Annotated in this window: 19 protein-coding genes and 2 pseudogenes; 11 read left to right on the plus strand and 10 right to left on the minus strand. The window is 56.1% G+C overall.

Going from position 1 to position 19,473, the window contains the following annotated elements; genetic code table 11:
- Nucleotides 1–93: 93 nt before the first annotated feature.
- Nucleotides 94–593: pseudogene (locus ATN84_RS06925) on the plus strand (IS5 family transposase); the annotation flags it as partial.
- A 2-nt stretch (nt 594–595) separates the two neighbouring features.
- Nucleotides 596–1,817, plus strand: a pseudogene (locus ATN84_RS06930) (IS3 family transposase).
- 569 nt (nt 1,818–2,386) lie between these two features.
- Here ATN84_RS06930 and ATN84_RS26650 read toward each other — a convergent pair.
- From ATN84_RS26650 to ATN84_RS06960, 8 genes are all read right to left on the minus strand, one after another.
- Nucleotides 2,387–3,307 (minus strand): hypothetical protein, encoded by a 921-nt coding sequence (locus ATN84_RS26650; RefSeq protein ID WP_153020107.1) that lies wholly within the window; start codon nt 3,305–3,307, stop codon nt 2,387–2,389.
- A gap of 41 nt (nt 3,308–3,348) precedes the next feature.
- Nucleotides 3,349–3,702, minus strand: a complete 354-nt coding sequence (locus ATN84_RS26655) for a hypothetical protein (RefSeq protein ID WP_153020108.1) — start codon at nt 3,700–3,702, stop codon at nt 3,349–3,351.
- A gap of 147 nt (nt 3,703–3,849) precedes the next feature.
- Nucleotides 3,850–4,182 (minus strand): hypothetical protein, encoded by a 333-nt coding sequence (locus ATN84_RS26660; protein WP_153020109.1) that lies wholly within the window; start codon nt 4,180–4,182, stop codon nt 3,850–3,852.
- A 43-nt stretch (nt 4,183–4,225) separates the two neighbouring features.
- Nucleotides 4,226–4,579 (minus strand): hypothetical protein, encoded by a 354-nt coding sequence (locus tag ATN84_RS26665; RefSeq protein ID WP_153020110.1) that lies wholly within the window; start codon nt 4,577–4,579, stop codon nt 4,226–4,228.
- Between the two features lie 398 nt (nt 4,580–4,977).
- Nucleotides 4,978–6,048, minus strand: coding sequence for an ABC transporter substrate-binding protein (locus ATN84_RS06945; protein ID WP_082766109.1), 1,071 nt, complete (start codon nt 6,046–6,048; stop codon nt 4,978–4,980).
- Between the two features lie 30 nt (nt 6,049–6,078).
- Nucleotides 6,079–6,882, minus strand: a complete 804-nt coding sequence (locus tag ATN84_RS06950) for an ABC transporter permease (protein WP_068880763.1) — start codon at nt 6,880–6,882, stop codon at nt 6,079–6,081.
- Nucleotides 6,883–6,934: 52 nt separating this feature from the next.
- Complete coding sequence (locus ATN84_RS06955; RefSeq protein WP_244491011.1) at nt 6,935–7,813, minus strand: ABC transporter permease; 879 nt, start codon at nt 7,811–7,813, stop codon at nt 6,935–6,937.
- Nucleotides 7,814–7,836: 23 nt separating this feature from the next.
- The gene (locus ATN84_RS06960; protein WP_068880765.1) at nt 7,837–8,955 is read right to left on the minus strand and encodes an ABC transporter ATP-binding protein; all 1,119 of its coding nucleotides are present in this window, start codon (nt 8,953–8,955) and stop codon (nt 7,837–7,839) included.
- Between the two features lie 231 nt (nt 8,956–9,186).
- Here ATN84_RS06960 and ATN84_RS06965 point away from each other — a divergent pair, with 231 nt between their 5' ends.
- The 5 genes from ATN84_RS06965 (at nt 9,187) to ATN84_RS06985 (ending at nt 14,570) form a co-directional block, all read left to right on the plus strand.
- Nucleotides 9,187–9,879: a GntR family transcriptional regulator gene (locus ATN84_RS06965; RefSeq protein WP_068880938.1), complete on the plus strand. Its 693-nt coding sequence runs from the start codon at nt 9,187–9,189 to the stop codon at nt 9,877–9,879.
- A 106-nt stretch (nt 9,880–9,985) separates the two neighbouring features.
- Nucleotides 9,986–11,344, plus strand: a complete 1,359-nt coding sequence (locus tag ATN84_RS06970) for an aspartate aminotransferase family protein (protein WP_068880766.1) — start codon at nt 9,986–9,988, stop codon at nt 11,342–11,344.
- A complete protein-coding gene (locus tag ATN84_RS06975; protein ID WP_068880767.1) occupies nt 11,341–13,056 on the plus strand; it encodes an acetolactate synthase catalytic subunit in 1,716 nt (571 codons plus the stop codon). Before ATN84_RS06970 ends, ATN84_RS06975 begins: the two co-directional genes overlap by 4 nt.
- A complete protein-coding gene (fabG, locus tag ATN84_RS06980) occupies nt 13,056–13,829 on the plus strand; it encodes a 3-oxoacyl-ACP reductase FabG (RefSeq protein WP_068880768.1) in 774 nt (257 codons plus the stop codon). Before ATN84_RS06975 ends, fabG begins: the two co-directional genes overlap by 1 nt.
- A gap of 24 nt (nt 13,830–13,853) precedes the next feature.
- A complete protein-coding gene (locus tag ATN84_RS06985; protein ID WP_068880769.1) occupies nt 13,854–14,570 on the plus strand; it encodes a winged helix-turn-helix transcriptional regulator in 717 nt (238 codons plus the stop codon).
- On the opposite strand, the gene ATN84_RS26670 is transcribed toward ATN84_RS06985, so the two are convergent.
- The gene (locus ATN84_RS26670) at nt 14,546–14,779 is read right to left on the minus strand and encodes a hypothetical protein (protein ID WP_153020111.1); all 234 of its coding nucleotides are present in this window, start codon (nt 14,777–14,779) and stop codon (nt 14,546–14,548) included. The genes ATN84_RS06985 and ATN84_RS26670 overlap by 25 nt on opposite strands.
- A gap of 405 nt (nt 14,780–15,184) precedes the next feature.
- On the opposite strand from ATN84_RS26670, the gene ATN84_RS06990 reads away from it, so the two are divergent.
- Both ATN84_RS06990 and ATN84_RS06995 read left to right on the plus strand, forming a co-directional pair.
- Entirely contained in the window at nt 15,185–15,424 is a 240-nt protein-coding gene (locus ATN84_RS06990) for a type II toxin-antitoxin system VapB family antitoxin (protein WP_068880770.1), read from the plus strand.
- The gene (locus ATN84_RS06995) at nt 15,424–15,840 is read left to right on the plus strand and encodes a type II toxin-antitoxin system VapC family toxin (RefSeq protein WP_068880771.1); all 417 of its coding nucleotides are present in this window, start codon (nt 15,424–15,426) and stop codon (nt 15,838–15,840) included. Before ATN84_RS06990 ends, ATN84_RS06995 begins: the two co-directional genes overlap by 1 nt.
- Nucleotides 15,841–15,991: 151 nt before the next feature.
- On the opposite strand, the gene ATN84_RS07000 is transcribed toward ATN84_RS06995, so the two are convergent.
- Complete coding sequence (locus tag ATN84_RS07000) at nt 15,992–16,903, minus strand: nucleotidyltransferase and HEPN domain-containing protein (RefSeq protein WP_068880772.1); 912 nt, start codon at nt 16,901–16,903, stop codon at nt 15,992–15,994.
- A 277-nt stretch (nt 16,904–17,180) separates the two neighbouring features.
- On the opposite strand from ATN84_RS07000, the gene ATN84_RS07005 reads away from it, so the two are divergent.
- Together ATN84_RS07005 and ATN84_RS07010 are read left to right on the plus strand one after the other, a co-directional pair.
- Nucleotides 17,181–17,879 (plus strand): winged helix-turn-helix transcriptional regulator, encoded by a 699-nt coding sequence (locus ATN84_RS07005; protein WP_068880773.1) that lies wholly within the window; start codon nt 17,181–17,183, stop codon nt 17,877–17,879.
- A gap of 147 nt (nt 17,880–18,026) precedes the next feature.
- Nucleotides 18,027–19,280 (plus strand): 8-amino-7-oxononanoate synthase family protein, encoded by a 1,254-nt coding sequence (locus tag ATN84_RS07010; RefSeq protein ID WP_068880774.1) that lies wholly within the window; start codon nt 18,027–18,029, stop codon nt 19,278–19,280.
- Nucleotides 19,281–19,473: the final 193 nt, after the last annotated feature.

A 19,473-nucleotide genomic window follows, 5' to 3' on the forward strand; every position in this document is an offset into this window, starting at 1 on the left:
TGGATGCGCGCATCACGGAGCATATCAAGCCCTGTTTACAAAGTGGCTTCCCGAAACAGCGGAAGCGTTCAAGACTGCTTTTTAGGGGGCGGTTTGGCTCGCGGCGACCTGACGGATTTGGAACGGCGGTTCATCGAGAGGCTTTTGCCAACGGAGCGCGATAATCGACGATATCTGGACGGCATGCTGCATGTTCTGTGGGTCGGCTGCCCCTGGCGCGACACGCATGAGTGCTACGGAAGTGGAATTCCGTTTATGTGCGCTTCCGCCGCTGGGCTGAACAAGGCGTCTGGGATGCTCTCCTTGAGACCTTCGTTGAGTTGGGGTTGATCAACGACTGGCAGCACATGATCGACAGTACCACAGTTCGCGGCCATTCTCAGGCTGCGGGCGCTAAAGAGGGGGCTTATAAGGAAGCTTTTGGTCGATCACGCGGCGGCTTTACGACGAAAATCCACGCCCGCGCAGACGGTCAAGGACGCCCTCTCGGCTTCATCCTGACCGGCGGGGAGGCTTCGGATTATAACGCCGTTCCTGATCTGCTGACGATACCGGTCAGCAAGCTGAGACTGTTTCTCGCCGAGAAGGGGTACTTATGTCTAACGAGTATCGACGCATTGAAGTGATCACGGGTGACGTTCGCCGCGGACGGTGGACAACCGAGCAAAAGCTGCAGATCATTGAGGAGAGTTTCGAGGCGGGCGAGACGGTATCGTCGACCGCTCGTCGTCATGGAGTTGCGCCCAATCTCCTTTATCGATGGCGCAGATTGTTAAGCGAGGGAGGTGCCGCCGCCGTGGATTCAGACGAATCCGGTCGTCGGCAATTCCGAGGTCAGGAAGCTCGAAGAGCGCGTGCGTGAGCTGGAGCGCATGCTCGGCCTAAGACACTGGAGGCGGAGATTCTCCGCGAAGCTCTTTCCAAAGCGAACTCAAAAAAACAGATATCGCGACCGATCTTGTTGCCGAAGGACGCTTCCCGATGAAGTCGGTGGCTGATGTCCTGGGCGTCTCCCGTTCCAATCTCGCTGAACGTCTCAAAGGCATATTCAAGCCTCGCGGACCATACCTCGAAGCTGACGATGCCGAGTTGCTGCCAACCATCCGCAGGCTGGTCGATGCACGGCCGACTTACGGCTATCGGCGGCTCGCCGCCCTTCTTGATCGGGAAAGGCGAGCCGCCGATCAGCCTGTCGTCAACGCCAAACGAGTTCACCGCATCATGGGTCATCATGGCATGTTGCTGGAGAAACACACAGCGGTGCGCAAGGGTCGCCTCCCGCCTCCACGACGGCAAGGGTCATGGTCATGCGCTCGAACCTGCGCTGGTGCTCGGATGGCCTGGAGTTCACCTGCTGGAACGGTGAGGTTATCCGGCTCGCGTTCATTATCGACGCCTTCGACCGTGAGATCATCGCCTGGGCGGCTGTCGCTAACGCCGGAATATCCGGCTCCGATGTCCGTGACATGATGCTGGAGGCCGGTGACAAACGCTCCGGCGTAACCCGAGCGCCGCATGCCATCGAGCATTTGTCTGATAACGGTTCGCCTTATACTGCGCGGGAAACTCGGCTGTTCGCCCAGGCCCTTAATCTGACGCCATGCTTCACACCCGTCGCCAGTCCGCAGGCAAACGGCATGTCCGAAGCCTTCGTCAAAACCCTGAAGCGAGACTATGTCCGCATCTCAACACTTCCGGACGCGGAAACTGCGCTCCGGCAGATCGATGGATGGATCGAGAACCATAATGAAATCCATCCCCATTCCGCCCTGAAAATGGCTTCGCCTCGCCAGTTCATCAGGGCTATCTCAACCTAAGCCGACTGTCCGGTGAAACGGGGAGCACTCCAAGGACGCTTTGGCCAATTTATCCTATGACGTCGGCCAACCTGCGGCCTTCGCCAGAGATTTATGAAGGAATCGGAAACCAGTTTGGCGACAAAACACCCGGTCACTTTAGGACCGACATACCTATGGCCGCTGACAGCCTTGCAGCAAGAGGATAAAATATCCTCGGCTTGTTGGTGCAGGTATCGTCACTCATCGATGTTTTATTATCGGTGCTAGGTTGCGATATTGGCCCACCACAATCGTTCTCGACCCCAATCGCAAACAGCTCGTGAACCGTCGGCGCCATGTTCGCGGTTGTTACGGGCGTCCTGAGACGTGCAGCCAGAGCTTCAAGATATGCCATTTGGTCACCAATCATCAAAGGAGTGGCTGCAATATCGCGGGTGAAAGTTGTAGTTCGTGCCCAGCCCAACGTAATCATGCCTGCTGTATCAAAAGGCTCCTCTGATGTATCATTGGGGTGATTCAGGCCTAATGCATGGCCTACTTCATGGGCCAAGGTCCGAAAGACCAACGCATCTGCTATAGTTTGCCGGTTATCCGTACCAAATATTTGGACAAACCTCTGAAACTGCTCCAAGATATGCCATTTGGTCACCAATCATCAAAGGAGTGGCTGCAATATCGCGGGTGAAAGTGGTAGTTCGTGCCCAGCCCAACGTAATCCTGCCTGCTGTATCAAAAGGCTCCTCTGATGTATCATTGGGATGATTCAGGCCTAATGCATGGCCCATTTCATGGGCCAAGGTCCGAAAGACCAACGCATCTGCTATAGTTTGCCGGTTATCCGTGCCAAATATTTGGACAAATCTCTGAAATTGCGCATCCGTATGATGCCTCGTCGGCAGCAAAACAATCCCTGGTTGGCGAAAATTTACATACATGTACTCCTCAAGCGCTTCGTCTGGAAGTATCGGCGTTGTTATAGCCGATGACGCATCGTCAGGATCATCCCCAATCATGGCGCGTTCCTGGGCTGCATTCGCTGTGCGAATTGGCAAATTTCCCAGAACAGCTTGTTGCGCTTCGTCTGGAAGTATCGGCGTTGTTATAGCCGATGACGCATCGTCAGGATCATCCCCGATCATGGCGCGTTCCTGGGCAGCATTCGCTGTGCGAATTGGCAAATTTCCCAGAACAGCTTGCTCGGCCAGCCTGACACGCACAGGTATACGTGCCGCTGCCAACTGATCATCCCACATTTGCGCCACTCGTTGCGCAATTGGATGAACATCAACAGGAATAGGGAGACCATCCCCGAAAGCTATATTTACAAATTCCGCAAATACCCCAATCTCTAGCAAATTACCGAACTGTGCCGCCGGGCTATAAATTCGACCATTATATGTTTGAGAGAGCACTTGCGTGAACACGTCAGGGGGAAGCTCAGGAGGATCTTCAGCCAATGATACAGATGAGTAAGATAGAAGAATTACCGATAGAATTGCCCTCTTCATAGTAAATATCCAATCTTAGGAGTTACTTTAAATTACACTTTTCAAGGACGCCAAGGCGAAACAGCAATCCCTGCACCAACCAACTGATTTGTATAGCATCGCATTATTTTAATTTTTGCTTGCGATACCATCGCGGTAAGCAACATGGAATAAGTCCCCTTCCCGATATCGTCATTTACCTGTTTCTTGACGGAAATTGTTGTCAATGAATCCGAATTTTCTGGATTGAAATTAAATGTTATATTTTGATCTGTATTGTCATCTACGCCTAGATAAACAGAAGTTACATATCCAGTCTTGTTAAGATTTGTATCACAGTTTCCAGCAAGAGCGTGTGCGTGATTAGCCGTTGCCACAAAAATGAGAATTCCAAGAATTATTTTTCCTATCTTCACAATTAATCTCCTTTCAAAGATCAGAATCTCACAATAAGTAAATTTAATATAATGAAATATATTTGTCTATTCATTGAATATTATTAATATTTTTTTGGATAAACAGTTTATAAAAGCATATATGATATCTTACAACGCTATGTGTATTTACTTATTGTTGATACGCATCAAAGCCTGTGTGATGGAGCGCGCAGAAATAGATACCTCGCTCGAGTAGAAGCAAGGCCCCTCTCCAAAACCTGTCAGCAAACGAACATCAACAGGAATAGGGAGACCATCCCCGAAAGCTATATTTACAAATTCCGCAAATACGCCAATCTCTAGCAAATTGCCGAATTGTGCTGCCGGGCTATAAATTCGACCATTATATGTTTGAGAGAGCACTTGCGTGAATACGTCAGGAGGAAGCTCAGGAGGATCTTCAGCCAACGATACAGATGAATGAGATAGAAGAATTATTGATAAAAGTGCCCTCTTCATAGTAAGAATCCACTTCTTAGGAGTTAATTTAAATTACAGATTTTCATGGACGCCAAGGCGAAACGGCAATTCCGGCACCAACCAACTGGTTTGTATAGCATCGCATTATTTTAATTTTTGCTTGCGATACCATCGCGGTAAGCAGCATGGAATAAGTCCCCTTCCCGATATCATCATTGACTTGTTTCTTGACGGAAATCGTTGTCAATGAATCCGAATTTTCTGGATTGAAATTAAATGTTATATTTTGATCGGTATTGTCATCTATTCCTAAATATACGGAAGTTACATATCCAATCTTGTTAAGATTTGCATCACAGTTTCCGGCGAGAGCGTGTGCGTGATTAGCCGTTGCCACAAAAATGAGCATTCCAAGGATCGTTTTTCCCATCTTCATAATTCCTCTCCTTCCAAAAATCAGCACCGCCACCATATAAATGAACTTAATATAGCGAAGTATATTTGTCTATTCGTGGATTGTTATTGACGATTTTTGGATAAATAGTTTTTAAATACTTATATGATATCTGACAGCGCTATGTGTATTTACTAATTGTTAACACGCATCAAAGCCCACGTGGTGGAGCGCGCAGAAACAGATACCTCGCTCGAGTAGAGCAAAGCCCTTCTCCCAAGCCCGGTCCAGCAAGCCAACGTAAAGAAGGCAGCGTCTCGCCGATTTTGAGATGATCGAGCGCAACCCCATCAAGAACCTCGGCTTTTCCAGTGGGGTTCCATACAGCTGATCGGCCTCGCGGCGGGTGCCGCCGATCAATGTGCGGAACATGTCGATTGCTAGCGAACCCAGTTGTTCCATCGCTGCAAGAGGCTGGCGGCATTGGCATTGATCCATTGCGCGTCCGGAACAACGATATAATCGCGAATGTCGTCGGCATTTGGCATGGAGCGGCGCGCTTTTTCAGACATCATGGCGATGGCGTCCGTGCTAGGCGGCGTACAGGACAACACTTCGCAGGCTTCGGCTTGCGCAGCCAGGGAGTTTAGCCAGAACGCAATCAGTTTCAGCGCATTGTCATGATGAGGTGCGCCTTTGACTAACGCGATCCTGTCGCCTACCAGGAACGAGGCCTTGTAGGACCACCCGATGGGGAGGCCCTCATTTTGCATGGCCTGGGCCCGCGTCAGCCATATCTGTCCGAGCGAATAATCTCCATTGCGGAAGCCCTGAACGCTCTGGTCGCCGGTCTTCCACCACAAGGTTACATCGGATCGAATCTCGTCGAGCTTCCTGAACGCGCGATCGATGTCCAGCGGGAAGAGCGCATCCTTGGCAACCCCGTCCGCGAGCAGTGCCGCGGCAAGAACGCGCCAGGGGTCGTCGAAATTCGGAAAAGCCCTGCCGCCGGGAAAACGCTTCGTGTCCCACATGTCGGCCCAGCTCTCCGGATGGGGCGTGCCTGCGTCATTCGTCCGGTAGGCAAGCAACGTGGCTGTGGACTGGAGGAGAACGCCGCCTCTCTCGCAGGCATTCGCGGCGAGGTCCTTGCGTCCGGAAAATTGCTTGCAGAAATCCGTAAGGTCCTCGGTAATCTTGCTGTGCGCTTCGGAAGCGGCCTGGATTTCTCCGTCGAGATAGAGATCCCACGTGACGTTTCCCGTTTTGACCATGGCCGTCGCCTTGGCACGCATCTCGGCGTTCGTGGCGACGACCGTGACGACCTCAATCCCGGTTTCCTTAGTAAACGGATCAAACCAGGCTTCTTTCAGCGCCCGATCATAGGCGCCGCCCGTCGAAGCGATTACGATGCGTTCTCCGGCAAGGGATGTTTGCCCAAAATTGAAAAGGCCAAGGAACGTTATTGTCCCGATGAACAGGCGCGTTGCAATAGACGTACGTTTCAGCATGTCGGTTCCCTCTCGTTGTGGTCTTGTTGATTAGCGTTGGGTTCGTGCTTGCGTGAGCGTATGAGCAAGACACATCAGGCCGATCGATATGGCGACCATGAAAGCGGAAGCGGCGGCGATGACCGGCGTCAGGTTGAAGTCGATGTCCTCGAACATCTTGCGTCCGATCGATTTGCCGCCGATATCTGAGATAAAGAAGGCCACGGTTGCCTCGTCGAACGAGGCGAGGAAGGCGAAGGCCGATCCCGAAGCGATGCCGGGCGCGATGTTGGGCAGCATGATCCGGAAAAAGCTTTGCAACCGGCTGGCGCCACAGTTAAGAGCGGCAAGCTCCAGCATGGGGTCGAGACGCTGCAGGGCCGCTATGACCGTTATCAGGACATAAGGTACGGCAAGAACGGTGTGGGCGATGAGGAAGCCGGTGAAACTGCCGGTCAGTTGCAGCGGTGAGAATACGAGGTAGAGCGCGACACCCAGGACGATATGCGGGACAATCATCGGTCCGAGCGATAAAGCCTGCAAGGCGTTGCGGCAGGGCAGATCGCCGCGCACCAGCGCCAAGGCAGCCATGGTTCCGATAATCGTGGCGGAGACGGTCGTGGCAAGGGCGATCTTGAGGCTGAACCAGGTGGCCGCCATCCAGTCCGGATCGGAGAAATACGCCACATACCATCGCAGGGTCAGGCCATCGGGCGGAAACCGGATGTAGTCGGTTTGGCTGAGCGACATCGGAATGATGAGCAGCGTCGGCAGAACCAGAAAGAACAGGATGCTACCGATCGATAAAGCCGCCGCCAGCTTCGCGATGGAGCGGGCGAGTTGGCTGTTGCTCATGGCTTTGGAGACTTCATCTGGGGCGATAAGGTGTGACGGAGGGGAATAGCGGTCAATGAACACTGCCGAACCCTTTTTGAACTGAAAGCGTTTTGCGAAACAGGATGACGACTAGAAGCGTCATGATGAGGAGAACCGTGGATAGCGCCGCCGCAAATGGCCAATCGACAAGAACGGTGGTTTGTTGGCCGATCAGCGTCGGCATGAGCATCGAGCCTGGACCGCCGACGAGCGCGGGCGTGATATAAAAACCCAATGCCAATACAAAGCAGATGGTCGCTCCGGCAAAAACCCCCGGCAGGCTGAGCGGCAAGGTGACGAGGAAAAATGCTCTGGCCGGCCCCGCGCCAAGATTGCGCGCAGCCCGGATGTAATCGTCTGGCAGCGTACGAAGGACCGAAAAGATCGGCAAAATGACGAACGGCAACAGGACGTGGGTCATTGCCAGGGTCACGGCACCCTGTGTGTAGAGCATCTTAATCGGCTGATCGGTAAGCCCGGTTGCTATCAGCAGCGTATTGACGATACCGTTTCGTTGTAAAAGAACGATCCAAGCGTAAGAGCGGATGAGGACTGAGGTCCACAAGGGAACAAAGACGCAGGCCGCGACGATGAAGGCCGTGCGCTTGCGTGCGCGCGCCATCGCGTAGGCGACGGGATAGCCAAGCAAGATGGCGGCCATTGTCACACTTAACGCAACCGCGGCGGTGGTCAAAAGCACGTCGGCGTAAAGAGGGTCATCGAGAAGCCTCCCATATGTTGCCGTGATGCCTTCCGAAAAGCTCAAATCCACAAGTTTCGCCAGCGGATAAAGAAAACCGATGGCGAAGACGGCCAGGAGCGGCATCACGAGCAGCCAGGATGCAGCTGGGCTGAAAACCCGTGCCGACCGCGGCTTGAACAGGGAGGCAAAGCCTGGCAGGGCTTTCATCGAAGTGAGAGAAGAAGAGGTTCTCATGCCGCGCGCCGCTCCTCACCGGTAAAGGCGAGCATCGTTGCGCCATCGAGTTTCACCTCTACAAGGTCGCCGCGTGTAAGCCGCGCGATCTCGCCCGCCGGCCTTTGGACGCGCAGCACCACGTCGGCGCGATCCTTGAGCCGGACCAGCACGATTTGCGCCGAGCCTACGAAAATGGAGGTTTCAACGACGCCGGCGAGCGTCGACGAGTTGTTCTTGTCCCAATGCCCCAAGGCAATGTGTTCGGGACGCACCGCCAGCCGAAGGACGGCGCCCACCGGTTCTCCGGGCGACCGTGTGCCGGACCTTCGGTCGACTTCGATCACCGTGTCTCCCGGTAGCCGAACGACGTCCTTGCCTGCCCTTTCCGCGATCTTCATGGCCGGCACGAAATTCATCGTCCCGATAAAGTCGGCGACGAAGGCGCTGATGGGCTGGCGGTAAAGCTGTTCGGGCGTATCGACTTGCTGCAGGCGTCCCTGATGCATCACCGCAATGCGATCGGACATGGTGAGCGCTTCTTCCTGGTCATGCGTGACATAGATGACGGTTGCCCCATGCCGTTCCTGAATGCGTTTGATTTCAAACTGCATGTCCTCGCGCAGCTTCTTGTCGAGCGCTCCGAGCGGCTCATCCATCAATATGACCGGCGGGTCGAAAACGAGTGCGCGGGCAACGGCGACGCGCTGTTGCTGGCCGCCGGAAAGCTCGTTCGGATATCTTCCGCCATAGTCTTCAAGCTGAACCAGGAGCAGCATCTCTTCCACGCGCGTCTCCAGGGCTCGCCTGGTCAACCGGCTGCGCATTTTCAGAGGGAATGCGATATTCTGCCGGACCGTAAGATGCGGAAAAAGGGCGTATTTCTGAAATACCATGCCGATATCCCGCTTGTTGGGAGCCAGCGTTGTGACGTCTCGCTCGCCGATCCGGATGGTGCCCGCACTTGGCATTTCGAAGCCGGCGATCATCGTCAGAAGCGATGTCTTGCCGGATCCCGACGGGCCAACGATGGAAATGAATTCGCTGGGAGCAACCTGAAGATTGAATTCGCGAACGGCCCACGCCTCGCCATATCGTTTCTCAATGCTCGAAAGAATAAGTTTCTGTCCAATCAAGCCCCTACCTCCTTTTCCATGAATGGCGCGTGTCCACGCGAACGCTGTTTGATAATTTCCCCATTTTGGCGGACGCGCCCATCGGTTGCGGCGCGCAAGCGAAGGCTTGCCGCCCGTGACACCGGTTCGGCGCGCTGTTAGATTGTTTGATGCGACAACTACTTTGCAAAAACTTTGCAATATATTTTTGTTGCATCAAATATCGACGCTGTCAACACGCATGGGATGAAAATGACAACGGAACAGATGCAAGGAGTAGAATCCGGCAAGCAGGCGGGCGGCTTGGGTGATGCGGCCTATCGGGAAATGAAAGAGCGTCTGATCCGTGGGGTATACAGGCCGGGACATAAGATGACCGTGCGCGCCGTGGCGGAGGAGCTGCGGGTAAGCTCCACGCCGGCGCGTGATGCCATAAACCGTTTGGCGGCTGATGCCGCGCTGGTTTATGCCGGTCCAAAAACGGTTATCGTTCCGATTTTAACCGAGGTGGATCTTAAGGAAATAACCCTGATAAGGATTGCGCTGGAGGGGCTGGCGGCCGAACAGGCGGCGCAGCATGGGGAGAGCCAAGACATTGATGGGTTGGGAGAAATCCAGCAAAAGATCAATGCCGCGCTTGATGGGAAGGATTACCGCGCGGCGCTGTGGCACAACAAGGAATTTCACTTCCGCGTCTATCGCATGTCCCGCCTGCCTCATTTGGTGACGATGATTGAGGGGCTCTGGTTGCGGGTCGGGCCGTCCCTCTACAATCTTTATCCGGAATTCGCGGAAGAAAAATACGGGGTCCGCAATCACGAAATGGCAATGGAGGCGCTCTGCGAGCGTGACGGGGCCGCTCTGCGCGCGGCCTTCGAGAACGATATCCGGGATGGCTACAGGCGTCTGCGTCGTGCTGCGCGTGAGAGTGGTGCCGTTGAATAGCGATTATTTTGTTGCATGGGCTTGACGCGTACTCATTTTGTTGCAACAAAAATGTGAAGCTCACGCAAAGACGCGGGCTCGCATTCGCAGCAGAAAGCCGAAGCTCATGTATCTACACAAAACTCGAGGGAGCACGGGCACGACCATTCGTGCACGCTCCGCCCGCCTGTTCAGTCGCGCCCAGCATATCTTCCCGGGCGGCGTTACGCGCACGACCGTCGAAAAGGATCCCGTTCCGATCTATGTCGCGGCGGGGGAGGGGTGCCGCGTCGTCGATGTCGACGGAAACCGCCTGCTCGACCTCAACAACAATTTCACGACGCTGATCCACGGACACGCCTTCGCGCCCGTGGCGGAAGCCGTGGCCAAGGCGTTGCGGACAGGAACATGTTTCGCCAACCCGACCGAACATGAAATCGCGCTCGCCGAACTTTTGATCGGGCGGATACCGGCCATGGAGCAGGTCCGTTTCGTCAACAGCGGGACGGAAGCGGTGATGTTTGCCCTCAAGGCGGCGCGGGCCTTTACCGGAAGGACAAGGATCGCGCGGTTCGAGGGCGCTTATCACGGCGCCTATGATTGGGCTGAAGCCGGGCAGAACGGAACGATCCGCGCCGAAAACAGTGGACGGCGTCTGGCCAGGCCCGGTTATCGTGGCGCGCCACTGAGTGTGGCAAGAAATGTCCTGGTTCTCGACTTCAACGATATCGGGAGCCTGGAGCGTGATCTCGTTCCCCATGCCAGCGAGGTGGCCGCGATCCTGATCGATCCGATGCCAAGCCGGGCGGGGCTGTTGCGGCCGATGCCCGACTTCATCGATGCGCTTACCAATATCGCGCATGAGCACGGCATCCTGCTCGTTGCAGACGAGGTTCTCAACCTGCGGCAAGGTTATCACGGTGCTTCGCCTCTCTATGGCCTTGCGCCGGATATTATCACCGCCGGCAAGATCATCGGCGGCGGTTTTCCGATCGGCGCGGTGGGGGGATCAGCCGAAATCATGGCCGTTTTCGATGACGACGGGGCCCCGCCCCGCGTGCCCCAGGGCGGCACCTTCTCGGCCAATCCCGTGTCGATGATCGCTGGCAAGATAGCCATGGAAATGATGACACCGGAAATGTTCGCCGAACTTGACCGGCTGGGGGAGCGGCTGCGCAATCGGCTCACCAGGGCCGTTCAAAAACGGGACGCGCCATTTTCCATTTGTGGCGCCGCTTCGCTTTTCCGCATTCATCCGAAATGGACCACACCGCAACGCTATTGTTCGACACGTATGGACGCGAAAGAAACCGAATGCATGCGAGCGATGTCCCGGTCTTTCCTGAAGGAGGGAATTCTGTTGCCCTTTGGGGCAGCAGCCTGCCTTTCGACACCGATGACGGAAGCCGACGTCGATGAAATCGCCGATGTTTTCGATGCATTTCTGGAGGGTTACAGCCGTCAGGGTGGGGAGGATATCAAATGAGTTCATTCATGCTGGAAGGAACCGTCGCCGCGCGCATTGCCACGGCGCTTCAGCGTCACGGCGTGGAATTGATCTTCGGGCAAAGCCTGCCCTCCGCCGTCATTCTTGCCGCCGAAGCGCGTGGCATTCGCCAGATAGCATACAGGCAGGAGAATATGGGCGGCGCCATGGCCGATGGCTACGCGCGTCTTTCCGGCAAGGTGGGTGTCGTCGCGGCCCAGAACGGTCCGGCCGCAACCCTTTTGGTGGCACCGCTCGCCGAGGCGCTCAAGGCAAGCATCCCGGTGCTTGCCCTGGTTCAGGATGTCGAACGCGACCAGACGGACCGCAATGCATTCCAGGACTTCGATCAGATTGCGCTGTTTCAACCCTGCACAAAATGGGTCCGCCGCCTGAATGTCGCGGAGCGGGTTGATGATTATGTCGATGCCGCTTTCACCGCCGCGACGTCGGGACGGCCAGGACCCGTCGCGCTGTTGTTGCCGGCGGACCTCCTGCGTTCGACGGCGTCCTCGGCCGCTTCGCGTCGTCAGCACCATCTTGGACGCTGGCCGCTCGATCGCATCCGCCCGGCGGATTGCGATTTGGCTATTGCCGCCGAACACATTGCCAGTGCGCGCATGCCCGTAGTGGTGGCCGGCGGTGGTGTTCATTGCGGCGGCGCGGCCGATGCGCTCGCACAACTCCAGGAGATCGCTTCTCTGCCCGTCTTTACCACCAATATGGGCAAGGGCGCCGTCAACGAGTTCCATCCCCTGTCCGCCGGCGTATTGGGCTCCCTGACGGGGCTGCGGTCGCTTGGCTTCTATAGCCAGGCGCTCTTGCAGGAAGCGGATCTCGTCCTTCTCGTCGGCACGCGCACCAACCAGAACGGGACCGATAGCTGGCGGCAGATTCCAGCCGGAGCCGAGGTTATCCATATAGACATCGACCCTGTCGAGATCGGACGCAACTACGAGGCCATGCGGCTTGTGGGCGATGCGCGGGAAACGTTGCTGGCCTTATGCCGCGTGTTGCAGGGCGAGGACCTGACGCGGCGGCGTGCGCAACGTCCCGCCGTCAAGCATCGGATTGCCGAGTTCTGGCAAAGCTTCGAGGAAGCACGGCGCGTATTCTCCACATCGGACAACGCGCCCATTCGTCCGGAGCGGGTCATGGCAGCCCTGCAGCCGTGGCTGGAACAGGACATCACAGTGGTGGCCGACGCCAGCTATTCCTCCATGTGGGTTCTCGGCCAATTGCGCGCCCGGTGGGCCGGCCAGCGCTTCATCGCGCCTCGAGGGCTGGCGGGATTGGGCTGGGGGCTGCCATTGGCGCTTGGCGCCAAGACGGCAACACCGGACAAGCCCGTTGTCGCGTTAATAGGCGATGGCGGCTTTGCCCATAGCTGGGCCGAGCTTGAAACGATGATGCGCATGCGTTTACCGGTCACGGTCATTGTCCTCAACAACGGGATCCTCGGCTTCCAGCGGGATGCCGAAACGGTAAAGTTCGGCGGCTATACCTCTGCCTGCCATCTTGCAGCCGTCGATCATGCAGGCATTGCCGCGGCCTGCGGCTGTCCAGCTGTTCGCGTTGACGATCCGGATGAGTTGCCCGGCCTCTTCAAACGCGGAATAGAGGGCAGGGAACCACTGTTGATCGAAGTCATGACTGATCCCGAGGCTCATCCACCTTTGTCGCTCTTTGCCAAAATGGATGAGGCAGCCTAATGGAAACGCAAAAATCGAGAGTTGCCGTCGTGACCGGCGGCAGCTCCGGGATTGGTTTGGCAACAGTCTCCACCCTGCTTGGCCGTGGTCATAGGGTCGCATTTTTTGGCCAGAATGAGGAGCATGTCCGCACGGCACAAGAGGAACTGTCGGCGCGGTTTGGCGCCGGCAATCTCCTGGCGCGGACAGTCGATCTGGCAAAAGGCGCGCAGATCGACCAGTTCTTCCAGGCGGTGGAGGACCATTGGAGCGCTCCGGAAATTCTGGTCTGCAATGCGGGGATCTCGCCAAAGGGGCCAGCTGGACCGGTATCTTTCAGCGAAATGCCGCTTGCCGAATGGAATGCCGTGCTTTGTGTCAATCTGACCGGATCGATGCTCTGTTGCCAGGCGGTCCTCGCCAAAATGAGAGGAATGGGATTTGGCCGCATCGTTTTCGTCGGATCCATTGCCGGCCGCACGGTGCCCAAAGTAGCGGGGACGGCGTATGCGGCGTCAAAGGCGGCACTTGCGGGCCTCGCCCGCTCGCTTGTCGCAGCATCCGCCGGCCACGGCATAACGGTTAATGTCGTGGCCCCCGGCCGGATCATGACGGCGATGACCGGGCCGGCGGAGAGCGCCGTCAACCAGGCTGCCCTGGCGCGCATTCCGGCAAGGCGGTTCGGCACGCCGGATGATGTCGCCGCGGCCATTGGCTTTCTGGCTTCCGATCAGGCCGGATTTATCAATGGGGCAATTCTTGACGTCAATGGCGGAGAATTCGCTCCCCCATAGAATGCTGAGGAAGGACCGCCCGCCATGCGCGTGATCGTCCATTCAACGGATGTGCAGCTTTTTCTTCTGCTGCGTCATATCCTGGGATCGGAAGGATTTGCCGCTCATCTCGTCATGTCGCCCGACGAGGCAAAAGCGTTGTGCGGCAAGGAACCCGTCGGACTGGTCATTATCGATGGCTCACTCCCGGGCGTGGATGTTGCCGGATACTGCCATGCCATAAAGGCAATATCTCCTTTAATTGCCATGGCAATATTGTCGAACCGGCCGGTGGGGCCTTACCGGGTTCCGGAGTTGTCGGATTTGGTCGATCTCGTCATCGCTCACCCTTTCGATCCGGCCGTGTTGATAGGTTTTCTCAAGACCAGATGCAAAATCCCGCCGCTGAAAACGGGACGATCTGGCGAGACCGTTCTTCACTATGCGGACATCGAATTGGACATCGCCTCGATCAAGGTCAGGAGACGCGGTCGCGATGTCGCGCTGACCGCTCTGCAATTCAGGCTTCTGCGTTATCTGCTGGCCCACCCCACAATGGTTCGAAGCCGGGATGAACTCATCGCCGCCGGTTGGTCGGAAGGCGCCGATGTGGAGCCGCGGACGGTTGATATCCATATCGGCCATCTACGCCGGGCTCTTTCGCGGCACGGCCCGGATGTGATCCGGACCGTGCGCGGGGAAGGTTACGCGCTGGACGCTGATGCCGCTCGACAAAATCAGGCGTCACCGGGCCCATCTTGAAGCTGCAGGAAGATTTCCGACCAGAATTTGTACTCGTCTTTTTTGTCTTCGCACCATGCAGCAAGCGCGCAACAGGCGACTGCGGTTGGCGCGTTACTGCCGTAGAGCAGAATGGCGTCATCTTTCATTCTTTGTTTGACGCTTTCGCCATGGTCGGCATTTCTGTTTGCCGGAAACGGAAGAAGACGAGAAGCAGGATCATGAGACAAGCGAAACCTCCTGCGTCCGGGATTATAGACGGGAGTGTGAGCCGGACGTTGGAGCCTCTCGAAAAGAGTCACGTCAGCCGATGAGCGGCTTTGTTCGTGTCGTCCCTGGCGGTCGCTTGTCAATGCGATCAATCAGTAAGCATCATGACGGAAATCGTCAGGATGCGCAACAAAAGCTTTAATGAATAAAAAGCCTTAGATGGAATTTGATCGGCAGGTCATTCGGTTCAATTTGATGCGCGGTATAACGCGGCAGCGAGCAAAGCCGCTCCGCGGCAGACTTCAGCGAGCAGCGTGTCAGTTTCGGTGGGCGCAGATCCATATATCGTAGTCTGAACACGCCCGCTCTTGCTTCCAGCAGACAGCATATTATATTCAACATATGCTGCATATGGAAATTTCAATATGGCGATCTATGTTGACAACCCTCAGGTTGACGAGCTGGTGAACCGGCTGGTGGCACTCACCGGCAAGAAGAAGGTGGATGTGGTGCGGGAAGCTCTCGAAGAGGCCGTGGCCCGCCACCGGAAGAAGCCGAGCCTTCTCGAAAGCATTCGAGAATTGCAGGCGCAGACGAAAGCTGATGGCTTCAAGCGCCTGCCGGACGAAAAGGAATTCCTGGACGATCTGTCGGGGGACATCTGATGTTCGTGGACAGCTCGGCCTTTATGGCGATCTTGCTCGACGAGCCGGACGCCACCGATCTTCTGCTGCGCCTCCAGGAGAACCGGCGAAAACCCATCACGTCGCCGGTTGTACGATATGAAGTCGTGGTGTCGCTGGCGCGCAGCCGTGCAGAGGGTCGGCCGATCACGCAAGAGGATCTGGATTTGGCGACAGAGCGATTTGACGCGCTTTTGCAGCTGCTCGACTGCACTGAAATCATGGTGACGACGAAGATCGGCCGTCTCGCAGCCGAGACCGCCGCTATCTACGGAAAGGTTGCTGGGCACCCGGCCAGGTTGAACATGGGCGACTGCCTGAGCTATGCGGCAGCAAAATCGAGCGGCCTGCCTCTGCTCTACAAAGGCAACGATTTTGCGGAGACGGACCTTGGGTAAGATCAATGTCGCCATGATAGTTGTAGCGGCTCACTTTGACGATCGCGCCATCCGATCGGTTGCCGATCGCCTCCACAACGTCACCTGCAGGAAAAAGGTCTCGCCATAAGACCCGGGCATCAAAATGCCGGGAGATAGATTAGCACCGGCCTCAGGTCTCAGCCTGCCGCTTTAGCCTTTCGATATGCGCCTGACAGATCGTCTCTACCTGTGTGATCAGCGCGGCTACCCGTTCTGACAGCCAAAACAGCGCTTCCTGGCTGATTTCGTAGTGCCTCGAATAGCGCGCTTTAACGTAAGCTTCGTTGATGATGTTGAACCACGCAATATAGCGCTGCTGATCGCGCGGCCAGACATCTGCGAGATCCTGCACCTGATCTTCGGCGAGGCTGCGCAGGAATTTGATATTGTGGGAAGGCGGGCTGTAGTTGGTCAGAACCAGAAGCAGTGTCGCATAGGCCTGCTCGATCGACTGGTGAAGCAGGAAGGCCGCCTCTTTGAAATCCCCCTCTTGTGAATAGAAACGAGCACCTTTGGCAAATTTCTCTGCATGCGGCATGCGGTCCTGGAAATAATCGCCGGCCACACGCAAGGCATCCCGTGGCTTCGCGGGATGCGGATTGGCAAGCGGTTCGTCATCGAGCTCGTAAAGCACAATCCCGTCGCGGCGGATATCGACGAAGAAATACTGGCCCTGCTTCAGCGCCGTGTTCACCTCGCGGCGTGAATGCACTATGAAACTCACCGGCGTCTTGACGTCGGGGAGGCGCATCAGCCGGTCGGCGGCCTTGTTCCAGTAGGTGGCGAAGTCCGCCAGCTTGCGGTTGTTGACGATAACCAGAAGATCAAAATCAGAACGATACCCCTTCTTGGTGTGTGGCTCGTCAACGAAGGTGCCGCGCGCATATGATCCAAAAAGAACGATCTTCAGGATACGCCCGCGCTTCTTGAAATCGGCCGTGCCTTCTTTAAGGGCATCCTCGAATTCCTCGTGCAACACCTCGATCACACGGGCAAGCTCCCGCTGTTTAACGGGAGGCAGATGGTCGATGCCGGATTTCATCAATGAGGCGTGGTTTTTTGCGGGCATGGAGCATGCATAACCTTATTTGTATCGCGAATCTACAGCCTGCTTCAACCGTAGCTTGAAATCAAGATAATGTTGCATCAAAATTTTATGAACATAGCCGCATAACAATGTATTTTGTTTAAATGTTGTAGGATTGTAAAAGGATAATTCCATTTGACTCCGAAGTAACATCTTAATCGGCGGTAATTTTGATGCGACATTTTGGTGTGCGATGAGATGATCTGACCGAAGAAAAGAAGGGGCATATGTCATGAAACCGTTGGTGCTCATTTGTTCGCGCAATCCTGACCTCTTCCTTCTGTTCAGCCATATCCTTGTCGCGGAGGGCTTCAGGGCAAGGCTGGTCGATGAAAGCAGCCTGATTGAATCGGTCAAGGGACCTTCCGTATTATGTATCCTTCTCGATACCGAGAACAACGCGAGCGAGGCACTCCATCTGTGCGGCCTGGTCAAGGAAAATCGGGCAAGCGCGCACGTTCCCCTGGTGGCCCTCACGCCTGCCGGCGACCAGGATGGTTATCTGGATTTGCTGAAAGCGGGAGTGGACGAGTGCCTCGTCCGCCCGATTTCTCCGGCGAGAATACTCGGTTATCTGAAAGCGCTCGTTGCGGAAAGGCGGCACGGCGGGGGCCTGGATATCGAACGAAAGGAAAACTTCCAGGTTTGGGATCTCGACGTCGAGGCGGCAAAGCGCCTGATCCGGTACCGGGGACAAGAGATGCAACTCGGCCCGATCGAGTTCAAGCTTCTGTGCCGCCTCCTGGATGCGCCGGGACGTGTGTTCAGCCGGGCGGAACTCATCGAAGCGGGCTGGCCACCCAATTACTACGTCCAGCCGCGCACCGTGGATGTTCATATGGGGCGCCTGCGGCGGCTTCTCGAGCAGATGACCGGGCGCAGCATCATTCGCACGATACGCTCGACCGGTTATGCCGTGGAATTCAGCTGAAAATCATAATTCAGCAAGAAGACATATAGCGCGAACTATTCATTTATCGCCGAAATATGTTCGTTCAAATTTGTCGCGCGCTTTATTGAGAACCGGCGGGAGCGCCTTCAACGTCTGGTCCGCATTGTGATGGACCGGAGTTGAGATATGGAAAAGGAATCTCACGACCCCGTCGATGGTAACGCAAGAGCCGCTTACCGAAACACGGCAAGTCTTATTGAAACCTCATACATGCATTTTGATTCCGCGCACTATCAGGGCGTGATGGCGCTCTATGCGCATCCGTCCGCCGGACGCACGGTCCGGCTCAATTACAATGGAGAGACCGTCGTCGATTTCGTCCGTTGCTCCTATCTGGGCCTTGATAATCATCCGGCCATTGTCGATGGCGCGGTACGCGCCCTCCGTGAAGCGGGCGCTCTCCACTGGTCATGCGCCAGAACACGACTGAATTTTGCCGGACTTGGCGCGCTGGAAGAACGCCTCTCAGAGCTGTTCAATGCGCGGGTCATCACCTACACAACCGTACTCGCCGCGAACATGGGCGCCTTGCCTCTGATTGCCTCTGGTCATCTTACCGGCGGCGTCAAACCGGTGATGGTATTTGACAGATTGGCGCATGCGACGCTTGCCTATCACAAGGGTACGGTTGCCGCGGAAACCCAAGTGGAGACCGTTCAGCACAACGACATGGCAGCTCTTGAGCGTATTTGCCTGGAGAACGAGGCCGTTGCCTATATCTGCGATGGCGTTTACTCCATGGGTGGCAGCGCTGACATAAACGAGCTCGTCCGGTTGCAGGAAAAATATGGGCTGTTTCTTTATGTCGATGATGCCCACGGTGTATCGCTCTTCGGAGAGCGCGGCGAGGGGTTTGTCAAATCGCGGATCGGCGAGCTTGGCGAGCGAACCATTATTGCCACGTCCCTGGGGAAAGGCTTTGGAGCGTCAGGAGGTATGCTCATGCTTGGCACCGCCCTGCAGGAGACGCTTTTCCGCCGCTTCGCCATCGCTCATGCCTTCTCGGCATCCCTGGACACAGCGTCCATCGGTGCCGCCCTGGCATCGGCCGAGCTGCACCGCACGCCGGAACTCAGCCAGTTGCAGGAAACCTTGCAGCAGCGGATCGCCCTGTTCGACAGCCTTATTCACACCGCCCAGCACGGATCATCACTGCCCATCAGAACCGTTCACTTTGATGACGAACTTCTGGCCATCGCGGCGGCGAGGAGCCTTTTGCGGCAAGGGCTTTATGCCTCCGCTATTTTCTTTCCCACCGTCGCCAGAGGACAGGCAGGGCTGCGGATCTGTCTGACCTCGGCCCACAGCCAGGAAGAGGTCCGCGGCCTGTGTTCCGCCATCGACCGCATCAGACAGGAGATTCGCGCCGCTTATGGATAACGTATCGGACCCGCACCCGCGATCCCGCTTTTCATTCCAGGCAGATACGCGCTGAATGGGTGTTCTGGAAAGACTGGGAGGTTTGCCTGGATATAGTTGCCCTGCGCCTTCTAGAATATGCTTATGTGGCTGTTGATCATGCCGGCCCCGCGCCGAATGGGCGAGCGCGACACGTGGAACCACGGCAGTTGGC

The organism is Paramesorhizobium deserti (assembly GCF_001558695.1).
Taxonomy (GTDB): domain Bacteria; phylum Pseudomonadota; class Alphaproteobacteria; order Rhizobiales; family Rhizobiaceae; genus Paramesorhizobium; species Paramesorhizobium deserti.

Coding starts and splice junctions, on each gene's coding strand:
- ATN84_RS06990 (WP_068880770.1), top strand. CDS start 15,185: ATGGCGATCTATGTTGACAACCCTCAGGTTGACGAGCTGGTGAACCGG.
- ATN84_RS26660 (WP_153020109.1), bottom strand. CDS start 4,182: ATGAAGAGGGCACTTTTATCAATAATTCTTCTATCTCATTCATCTGTA.
- ATN84_RS07000 (WP_068880772.1), bottom strand. CDS start 16,903: ATGAAATCCGGCATCGACCATCTGCCTCCCGTTAAACAGCGGGAGCTT.
- ATN84_RS06975 (WP_068880767.1), top strand. CDS start 11,341: ATGAGTTCATTCATGCTGGAAGGAACCGTCGCCGCGCGCATTGCCACG.
- fabG (WP_068880768.1), top strand. CDS start 13,056: ATGGAAACGCAAAAATCGAGAGTTGCCGTCGTGACCGGCGGCAGCTCC.
- ATN84_RS07005 (WP_068880773.1), top strand. CDS start 17,181: ATGAAACCGTTGGTGCTCATTTGTTCGCGCAATCCTGACCTCTTCCTT.
- ATN84_RS26650 (WP_153020107.1), bottom strand. CDS start 3,307: ATGAAGAGGGCAATTCTATCGGTAATTCTTCTATCTTACTCATCTGTA.
- ATN84_RS06945 (WP_082766109.1), bottom strand. CDS start 6,048: ATGCTGAAACGTACGTCTATTGCAACGCGCCTGTTCATCGGGACAATA.
- ATN84_RS06950 (WP_068880763.1), bottom strand. CDS start 6,882: ATGAGCAACAGCCAACTCGCCCGCTCCATCGCGAAGCTGGCGGCGGCT.
- ATN84_RS06955 (WP_244491011.1), bottom strand. CDS start 7,813: ATGAAAGCCCTGCCAGGCTTTGCCTCCCTGTTCAAGCCGCGGTCGGCA.
- ATN84_RS26665 (WP_153020110.1), bottom strand. CDS start 4,579: ATGAAGATGGGAAAAACGATCCTTGGAATGCTCATTTTTGTGGCAACG.
- ATN84_RS06995 (WP_068880771.1), top strand. CDS start 15,424: ATGTTCGTGGACAGCTCGGCCTTTATGGCGATCTTGCTCGACGAGCCG.
- ATN84_RS06985 (WP_068880769.1), top strand. CDS start 13,854: ATGCGCGTGATCGTCCATTCAACGGATGTGCAGCTTTTTCTTCTGCTG.
- ATN84_RS06970 (WP_068880766.1), top strand. CDS start 9,986: ATGTATCTACACAAAACTCGAGGGAGCACGGGCACGACCATTCGTGCA.
- ATN84_RS07010 (WP_068880774.1), top strand. CDS start 18,027: ATGGAAAAGGAATCTCACGACCCCGTCGATGGTAACGCAAGAGCCGCT.
- ATN84_RS06965 (WP_068880938.1), top strand. CDS start 9,187: ATGACAACGGAACAGATGCAAGGAGTAGAATCCGGCAAGCAGGCGGGC.